The sequence below is a fragment of the Dactylosporangium sp. NPDC049742 genome (assembly GCF_040674675.1).
Lineage (GTDB): Bacteria > Actinomycetota > Actinomycetes > Mycobacteriales > Micromonosporaceae > Dactylosporangium > Dactylosporangium maewongense.
Genome location: NZ_JBFANF010000037.1, coordinates 85,873 through 93,768 on the forward strand (window position 1 = coordinate 85,873; position 7,896 = coordinate 93,768).

8 protein-coding genes are annotated in these 7,896 nt (G+C 74.5%); 1 reads left to right on the plus strand and 7 read right to left on the minus strand.

The features are described from left to right. Nucleotides 1-6: 6 nt before the first annotated feature. The 6 genes from AB0J72_RS36075 to AB0J72_RS36100 all read right to left on the minus strand — a co-directional run bounded on the left by AB0J72_RS36075 (nucleotide 7) and on the right by AB0J72_RS36100 (nucleotide 5,293). On the minus strand, nucleotides 7-699 hold the full coding sequence (locus AB0J72_RS36075) for a response regulator transcription factor (protein WP_363406858.1): 693 nt from the start codon (nucleotides 697-699) through the stop codon (nucleotides 7-9). A gap of 41 nt (nucleotides 700-740) precedes the next feature. Then, nucleotides 741-1,511: an FAD:protein FMN transferase gene (locus tag AB0J72_RS36080; protein ID WP_363406861.1), complete on the minus strand. Its 771-nt coding sequence runs from the start codon at nucleotides 1,509-1,511 to the stop codon at nucleotides 741-743. After that, nucleotides 1,508-1,996 (minus strand): FMN-binding protein, encoded by a 489-nt coding sequence (locus AB0J72_RS36085; RefSeq protein ID WP_363406864.1) that lies wholly within the window; start codon nucleotides 1,994-1,996, stop codon nucleotides 1,508-1,510. Before AB0J72_RS36085 ends, AB0J72_RS36080 begins: the two co-directional genes overlap by 4 nt. A gap of 16 nt (nucleotides 1,997-2,012) precedes the next feature. After that, complete coding sequence (locus AB0J72_RS36090; protein ID WP_363406867.1) at nucleotides 2,013-3,395, minus strand: ferredoxin reductase family protein; 1,383 nt, start codon at nucleotides 3,393-3,395, stop codon at nucleotides 2,013-2,015. A 56-nt stretch (nucleotides 3,396-3,451) separates the two neighbouring features. Further along, entirely contained in the window at nucleotides 3,452-4,777 is a 1,326-nt protein-coding gene (locus tag AB0J72_RS36095) for an alpha/beta hydrolase domain-containing protein (RefSeq protein ID WP_363406870.1), read from the minus strand. 135 nt (nucleotides 4,778-4,912) lie between these two features. Next, on the minus strand, nucleotides 4,913-5,293 hold the full coding sequence (locus AB0J72_RS36100; RefSeq protein ID WP_363406873.1) for an STAS domain-containing protein: 381 nt from the start codon (nucleotides 5,291-5,293) through the stop codon (nucleotides 4,913-4,915). A 159-nt stretch (nucleotides 5,294-5,452) separates the two neighbouring features. On the opposite strand from AB0J72_RS36100, the gene AB0J72_RS36105 reads away from it, so the two are divergent. Further along, nucleotides 5,453-6,673, plus strand: coding sequence for a PP2C family protein-serine/threonine phosphatase (locus tag AB0J72_RS36105; protein ID WP_363406876.1), 1,221 nt, complete (start codon nucleotides 5,453-5,455; stop codon nucleotides 6,671-6,673). Here the strand turns inward: AB0J72_RS36105 and AB0J72_RS36110 are convergent. Next, a complete protein-coding gene (locus AB0J72_RS36110; protein WP_363406879.1) occupies nucleotides 6,623-7,717 on the minus strand; it encodes a hemolysin family protein in 1,095 nt (364 codons plus the stop codon). The genes AB0J72_RS36105 and AB0J72_RS36110 overlap by 51 nt on opposite strands. Nucleotides 7,718-7,896: the final 179 nt, after the last annotated feature.

Here is a 7,896-nt window from a genome sequence, read left to right on the forward strand (position 1 = left end):
CAGGCTTCACAGGGGCTCCTCCCGCAGGACGAAGCCGACGCCGCGGACGGTGTGCAGCAGGCGCGGGCCGCCGTCGGCCTCCAGCTTGCGGCGCAGGTAGCCGAGGTACACGTGGATGCTGTTGGACGTCTCGCCGAAGTCGTAGCCCCACACGTGCTCGAACAGCATCCCGCGGGTCAGGACCTGCCGCGGGTGGCGCAGGAACACCTCGAGGATCGTGAACTCGGTGCGGGTCAACCGCAGCGGGTTGCCGCCCCGCCACACCTCCCGGGTCGCCGGGTCGAGCCGCAGGTCGGCGAAGGTGAGCAGCTCCGACGGCGGCTCCGGCGGCGCGGACAGCAGCGACCGGCGCAGCAGCGCCCGGATCCGGGCCAGCAGCTCCTGCAGCGCGAACGGCTTCACCAGGTAGTCGTCGGCGCCGGCGTCGAGGCCGGCGACCCGGTCGCCGACGCTGTCGCGGGCGGTGAGCATGAGCACCGGCACCAGCACGCCCTCGCCGCGCAGCCGGCGGCACGCCTGCAGGCCGTCCATCCGCGGCATGCTGACGTCGAGGACCATCACGTCGGGCTCGTCGGCGTGCGCGGCGTCGACGGCCTCCTGCCCGTCCCGGGCGGTGTCGACCTGGTAGCCCTCGAACCGCAGGGTCCGTGCGAGCGAGTCCCGCACGGCGGCGTCGTCGTCCACGACCAGGATCCGCATTCCGTCACCCCTTCCGCTGCCCAGCTTGCCTCACCCGGGCCTCAGCCGGCGGGCCAGCCCTCGGTGACCCGGACGAGACCCGACGCCGTCACCATGAGCGCCTCGTAGCCTTCGAGCTCCTCCAGCCAGTCCATCGCCCATGGTCCGCGGGCCGCGGCGGCGGTCGCGTAGACGTCGGCCCACAGCAGGTCCGGGCCGGTCACGGTGACCGCCCGTACTCCGGTCGCGGGATTGCCGGTGTACGGGTCGACGATGTGATCCCCGCGGTGGGTGCGGCCGGAGGTGGCGACGGCGCCCGTACCCAGGGTCACGACGTGCGCCACCCGGTCCCCGGGCGCGTCCGGGTCCTCGACGCCGATCCGCCACGGCGGCTGCCCGTCCGGCGCGTGGACGAGCACGTCGCCGCCGGCGTTGACGCACCAGCCGAGCCCGGCCGGCAGGTGCGCCGCCGCCTGCTGCACGGCCCACCCCTTGACCAGCCCGGACGGGTCGTACCGGGGGCGGCCGGTGCGCGGGTCGGGCAGCCCCCGCGGGTCGAACCACCCGCCGGTGCGCTCCCGCGCCTCGTCGCACAGCGCGATCACGGCCTCCAGCTCGGGCGTCGGCGGCGCCTCGCCCCGCTCCCAGCGGGACAGGTCACTGCCGTCCAGGTACGGGCTGAACGCCGCGTCGTCGCGGCGCAGGTCCGCGAAGACCCGGGCCACCGCGGCCTCGGCGGGCGGGTCGCCGGCGCCGGGGCCGCGCAGGTGGACCGAGACCGGCAGCCCCATGATCTGCTCGACCCACGCGCGGCGGGGCAGGGTGGCGGTCATGACAGGTGCGCGGCGTCGATCGCGGCCTGCAGCGACTCCTTGTAGCCGTCGCTGGTGACGGTCGCGCCGGAGACGGTGTCGATGTCGGCGCTCTGCGCGGCGACGACGGCCTTGTTGAGGATCGGCAGGGCGCGGGCGTTGATCTGCCGGTCCTTGCCGTTGGCGTCCGGGTACACGGGCACGGTCACGCCGGTGATCTTCCCACCGGCGACGGTGATGGTGACCTGGATGTCGCCCCATCGCGTCGACACCACAGATCCGTTGTAGGCGGTACCGCCCGTACCGCCGGTACCCGTACTGCCGCTGCCCGTACCGCTGCCGCTGCCGCCGCTGGTGACGCCGCCGCCGCTCGTGGTGCCGCTCCCGCCGGCGGCGCTTCCCGAGCCGGGGGCAGCGGTCGCGGTGCCGCCGAGGCTGGTGCGGTAGCTGAACAGCAGCACCACGGCGGCGAGCGTCGACAGCAGCCACAAGGTGATCCGTCGCACGGGGCGATCCTTTCCGTTACCAGGCGAACTGTTCGGTGTGCACGCGCGACGCGGGGACCCCGGCGGCGCGGGCGGCGGCACTGGCCGCCCCGGTCCACGAGTCGGGCCCGCAGACGTAGACGTCGGCCGCCGCGATCGACGGCGCCACCCTGCGCAGCGCCGCCACGTCGCCGATCCCCGCGGCGTGCCGCGGCAGCCACGACGCGTCACCGGCGCGCGGGCCCAGCAGGTAGACGACGCGGACGCCGCGCTGCCGCGCCAGCCAGTCCAGCTCGTCGCGGAACGCGATCTCCGCCTCGCTGCGCGCACGGTAGAGCAGGGTCGCCTCGCCGGCGCGGTAGGGCAGCTCGCCGAGCAGCGCGAGCAGCGGCGTCACCCCGATGCCGCAGGCCATCATGACGACCGGGCCGCCGGTGTACGACTCGCCGGTGAGCCGCCCGTACGGGCCCTCGACCAGCGCGCGGGTCCCCGGCGCGAGCGACGCGACGCGGGAGCTGCCGTCGCCGAGGTCCTTCACCGTGATGCGCAGCACCCCGGTGTGCGGGGTCGCCGACAGGGAGTACGGGTGCGCCCTCGTCCAGCCGGGACCGTCCAGGAACCGCCACTGGAGGAACTGGCCGGCCCGGACCGGCAGCTCGTGCAGGTGCCGGCCGGTCAGGTAGACCGAGGTCAGCCCCGGACCCTCCGGCACGACGTGGCTGACGGTCAGGCGGTGCCGCGCGTTGCGCCACACCGGCAGGCCGACCCGGTAGACGAGGACGGCGCCGGCGGACACGGCGTACAGCGTCCACCAGTACGCCGTGGACAGCGGCGAGGCGAGGAAGTCCGCGCCGGTCCAGAGCTGGTGCGGCAGGGCGAGCCCCACGCCGAGGTAGGCGTACAGGTGCAGCAGGTGCCACGACTCGTAACGCAGCCGGCGCCGCGCGGCCCGCGTCGACGTGACCACGACCATGACCAGCGCGACCGTGCCGGCGGCGGCGAGCAGCATCCCCGGGTATTCGACGGTCAGCTCCCACAGCTCGGCGAACACGTTCGCGCCGGACGCGACCGCGTAGCCGACGGTGATGAGCACGATGTGCGCGACCATCAGGTTGAACGAGGTGAACCCGGTCCAGCGGTGCCAGCGCGCCAGCCGGTCCTGCCCGAACGCCCGCTCGACCAGCGGCACCCGCGCCATCAGCAGCACCTGGAGCAGCAGCAGGTCGGATGAGACCAGGCCGGTGAGCCGGCCCGCCGCGGACCACGCGTCGCCGCCGCCGGTGAGGAGCTGCTGGACGCCGCCGTTGGCCACCCACAGCGCGGCCACGACGAGCAGGCTCGCCGTGGCCGCCACGCCGCCCGCGTCTGCCCACCACCTGGGGGTCGCGGCCGGGCGCGGCGCCGCAACTGTCATCGTCATGCGTTCAACTATTGGGGGGCCGGCTGACAGGTGCCTGTGAGCCGGTTAAAGGTTGTCTAAGAACGCCCCACGACGTTCTGCCACGCGTCGGCCGGCAGCAGGTACCCGGCCCGCACGTTGGCGAGGTCCGCCAGGATCACCTTCGCCAGATACTCGCCGCGGTGCGGGTACAGGCGCCGCAGCGTCGCGGAATCGAACGGCTGGTGCGTGCCGAACAGCCGGCAGAACGTCTCGCCGGTGTTGTCGCCGGTGTTCAGCGCGGTCGGCACCGACACGTGCGACAACCGGATGCCGCCGGTGGCGAGCCCGAGCGCGTCGCGGGTCTTCGTGCCGTCGGCGCCGAAGGCCAGCGGGGCAGCGACCGGCGGGGGAGTGCCCCGCCGCACCCAGCGGATCAGGTGGTCGTACGCGGCGGCGACGACATGGTCGAGCGGCACCCTGCTGAAGGGCGGGCTGCCGCAGGTGTACTGGGGTGCCGCCCCCAGGTCCCGCACGGAGATCGGCGCCCGGTACTCCTGGCCGCGCCAGCCGGAGTGCGCGGCGCCGGCGACCTCCCAGCGGCGGAACCGGTCGGTGTCGGCGGGCCGGTCGGGGGTCCGCACGTCGGTCTCGGACAGCACCTGGAACACCGGCTCGGCGCTCGCCCGGGTCGGCGCGGACCCGACGACGAACGCGTAACCGTCGAAGACCGGCGTCACCTTCGGCAGGATGCTCTGGTAATACACCGTCATCCGGGCGGCGGACTGTGAGGCGCCGATCGCGAGCGTGGTCCGCGGCCGGAACGCCCTGGTGACGGCCGCCGCGGACTTCGCGAAGATGTCGTAGGACAGCTCGTCGGCGGTGAACCGGCCGCCCCCGGTGACGTCGAGCGTGCCGTACCGGACCGGGCTCCAGCCGCGCAGCTGCTCGACGCCGACGCGCTGCGCGGACACGCCCACCCACGCGTGCCCCTGCCGGGTGATGGCGTCGTGGTCCCACAGGGCGTCGAGGTCGTAGCCGGCGGTCACGTTCTGCCACTCGACGAGCGCGGTGCCGCTGAAGCGGGCCGGGTGGGCGGGCCGGCGCACCACCACCCTGGTCCGGAAGGGCACGCCGGTCGCCACCTGGTTGCCGGCGGTGTCCCAGCCGTCGGCCGCCCCGGCGACGAGGAACTCCTGCTCGACGTAGCCGGCGGCGGCGAGGTCGTCGGTGGTGGAGAAGAACGGGTACGTGTCGCGGACGTCCGCGGCCTTCGGGTCGCCGGGGACGGTGCCCGGCAGCGGCCCGGTGACGGTGACCGGCGGCGCCTCCCGCGCGGCGTGCGCGGGCACGGCCGGCGCGGCGACGAGCGTCAGGACGGCCAGGAGGGTGGTGGCGAGTCGTGCCGATGCATTGGGTGCCATGGATGTCACCCTGGCCGCGGCGGCGGGCCGCGGCATCGGTGGAATCGCCGGTGCTCCGGCCCGCGGGCCTCGCTCGCCGGCTTGCCGACCGCCACCTTGCTCAACGCCGGGCGGCCGGGATGCGGTGCCGGATCGTCAGCCGGCGGCGAGGGCCTCCTCCACGGTGGCGTAGCGGGTGAGAATGCGGTCGAGGTTGGTGATGTGCAGCACGTTGTCGACCAGGGGGCGGGTGCCGGTCAGCCGCAGCCAGCCCCCGGTCTCGGCGAGCCTCGACCGCGTCCGCACGAACAGGTTGAGCCCGCTGGAGTCGCACATCGGCACGTCCGACAGCTCCAGCACCAGGTGCAGCTCCGGACGTTGGGTCAGGTCGGACAGGACGTCGGCGAGCGGGGCGAGGGTGTCGTAGAGGACCTTGCCCCGCACCGACACGACGACGGCACCGTCGCGGTCGGTGACGTCGGCGGTGACGTGCTCATCCGCCACCTGGGACTCGTCACGGTCCAGGGAGAACTCCACAACCCCGAGCGTAACGGGAACCTGCGGGTGGCCGCAGGGTCCGTTTCCCGCGCGGCGAGGTTGGGAATCCGTACACCGGCCGCGGGTGACACGAGCGGCCGGTGTGACGGATGGGTCGCACACGCGACCGTGTTTGGTTTGCCGAGGGGTGAGCGAGGCATGGCGGCGACGGTGGAAGCGCGCTGGCTCGAAGCGTTCAGTGCGATTCTCGACGGATCGCATCTGTTCCAGCCGGACGGGCTGGCGACGGCGGTGGACGCGGCGCTGGCGCCGCTCGGGATCGACGCGACCATCTACCTGGTCGACGAGGAGCAGCGGGTCCTGTGTCCGGTGCCCCGCCCGGGGTACGCGCTGCCTCCGCCGCAGTCGGTGGAGACGACGGCGGCGGGGCGCGCGTTCGCGATGGTCACGTCGATGCCGAGGGGCGACCGCGGCTGGTGCGTGCCGATGGTCAACGGCACCGACCGGCTCGGGGTCGTCGAGTTCGAGGTCGGCGACGACGAGCCGGAGGTGCGCGACGGGTCGCTGCGGGCCCGCTGCGAGACCCTCGCCGGGCTGATCGGCCACCTGGTCACCGTCACCTCCCACAAGGGTGACTTCCTCGCCCAGGTGCGCCGGTCCCGGTCGATGACGCCGGCCGCCGAGCTGCTCCGGCAGCTGCTGCCGCCGCTCACGTCGGCCTGCGACCGGATGGTGATCAGCGCGATCCTCGAGCCGTGCTACGACGTCGGCGGCGACGGCTTCGACTACGCGATCGACGGCGCGCGGGCCAGGATCGTGATCCTCGACGCCGTCGGGCACGGGCTCGCGGCCAGCCTCGCCTGCGGGGTGGCGATGTCGGCGCTGCGCGCGGTCCGCCGCGCCGGCGGTGACCTGCGGGCGCAGGCCGGGGCCGCCGACACCGCGCTGACCGAGCAGTTCCCGGACAGCCGGTTCGTGACCGCCGTGCTGGCGGAGCTCGACCTGGAGGCCGGGCGGCTGCGGTACATCAACGCCGGACACCCACGGCCGCTGCTGCTGCGCACCGGGCGGGTCGTGCACGACCTCGCGGCCGGTCGCCGCATGCCGCTCGGGGTGCACGACGACGTCGAGGTGGCCGAGGAGGACCTGGAGGGTGGCGACCGGCTCCTGCTCTACACCGACGGCGTCACGGAGGCCCGCGACGCCGCCGGGGAGGAGTTCGGCGTGCGGCGGCTCATCGACCTCACCGAGCGGCACGCGAGCGCCGGCCTGCCCGCGCCGGAGACCCTGCGCCGGCTCGCGCACGCCGTCGCCGAGCACCAGGGCGGCGCGCCGGCCGACGACGCCACCCTCGTGCTCGCCGAATGGTCACCGGTCGCGGCGCTGCGCAGCGCTCCGTACCAGCAGCGCGTGACCTGACCGCGCGCCGGTCACGACGTCGGTCTCGTCGTCGAACTCGCCGATGACCTCCTCCAGGAGGTCCTCCAGGGCGACGAGGCCGACCGGCGCGCCGTCCTCGGTGGCGACGGCGAGCTGCGCCCGGGACTCCCGCATCGCCCGGACCGCGGCGAGCACGCTGGTGCGGGCCGGCAGGGTGAACGCGGTGATCATCAGGTCGGCGGCGGTCGCCGCCGTGCCGGCCGTCGTCGCCCGCAGCGCGTCGCGGACGTGCACGACACCGACGACGCCGCCCGTGGCGCCGACGACCGGGAACCTGGACCGGCCCGTGGACCGGTTGGCGAGCTCGACGTCGGTCGCGGTGGCGTCCAGCGGTACCGTCACCATCGCCGCCGCCGGGGTCATCACCTGCGTGACGGTGGTGTCCTGCAGCTGCAGCACCCGGCTGAGCAGCTCCTGCTGGTCCTGGGCCAGCGTGCCGTGCTGCCGGGACGACTCCAGCAGCATCATCAGCTCCTCCGGCCCGTGCGCCGCGGACAGCTCGTCCTGCGGCCGCACCTTGACGAGCCGCAGGCACGCGTTCGCGAGGCCGTTGAGCACCGCCAGCAGCGGCCGCACGACCCGGGTGAACGCCCGGAACGGCAGCGCCAGCCCCCGCGCGGAGCGCTCCGGGTCGCTGATCGCCCACGACTTCGGCGCCATCTCGCCGACCACCATGTGCAGGAACACCACGACGGCGAGCGCGATCACGAACGCGATCGGGTAGCTGAACCGCTCCGGCAGCCCCACCGCGTGGAACAGCGGGTCGAGCAGGTGCGCGATCGCGGGCTCGGCGAGCGCGCCGAGCCCCAGCGAGCACAGCGTGATGCCCAGCTGCGCGCCGGCGAGCATCAGCGACAGCTCGCGGCTGCCGGCGAGCGCGGCGGCCGCGGCCCGGCTCCCGTCGGCGGCGGCCTGCTCGAGGCGGTGCCGCTTGCTGGCCACGAGGGCGAACTCGGCGGCCACGAAGAACCCGTTCGCCGCCAGCAGCACCGCCGACACCAGCAAAGCCCAACCCGTGCTCACGCCGTCACCTCCGCTGCGCTCCGGCGCCGGCCTGAGCCAACCCTGCAATGCTGGTTCGCGGCTCCTCCGCTGCGCTCCGGCCCGCTCACGCCGTCACCTCCGCTGCGCTCCGGCGCCGGCCTGAGCCAACCCTGCAATGCTGGTTCGCGGCTCCTCCGCTGCGCTCCGGCCCGCTCACG

What these genes read in the sequence shown, in the direction of transcription:
- AB0J72_RS36075 (WP_363406858.1), bottom strand. Translation starts at nt 699, where the DNA reads ATGCGGATCCTGGTCGTGGACGACGACGCCGCCGTGCGGGACTCGCTC.
- AB0J72_RS36080 (WP_363406861.1), bottom strand. Translation starts at nt 1,511, where the DNA reads ATGACCGCCACCCTGCCCCGCCGCGCGTGGGTCGAGCAGATCATGGGG.
- AB0J72_RS36090 (WP_363406867.1), bottom strand. Translation starts at nt 3,395, where the DNA reads ATGACGATGACAGTTGCGGCGCCGCGCCCGGCCGCGACCCCCAGGTGG.
- AB0J72_RS36105 (WP_363406876.1), top strand. Translation starts at nt 5,453, where the DNA reads ATGGCGGCGACGGTGGAAGCGCGCTGGCTCGAAGCGTTCAGTGCGATT.
- AB0J72_RS36095 (WP_363406870.1), bottom strand. Translation starts at nt 4,777, where the DNA reads ATGGCACCCAATGCATCGGCACGACTCGCCACCACCCTCCTGGCCGTC.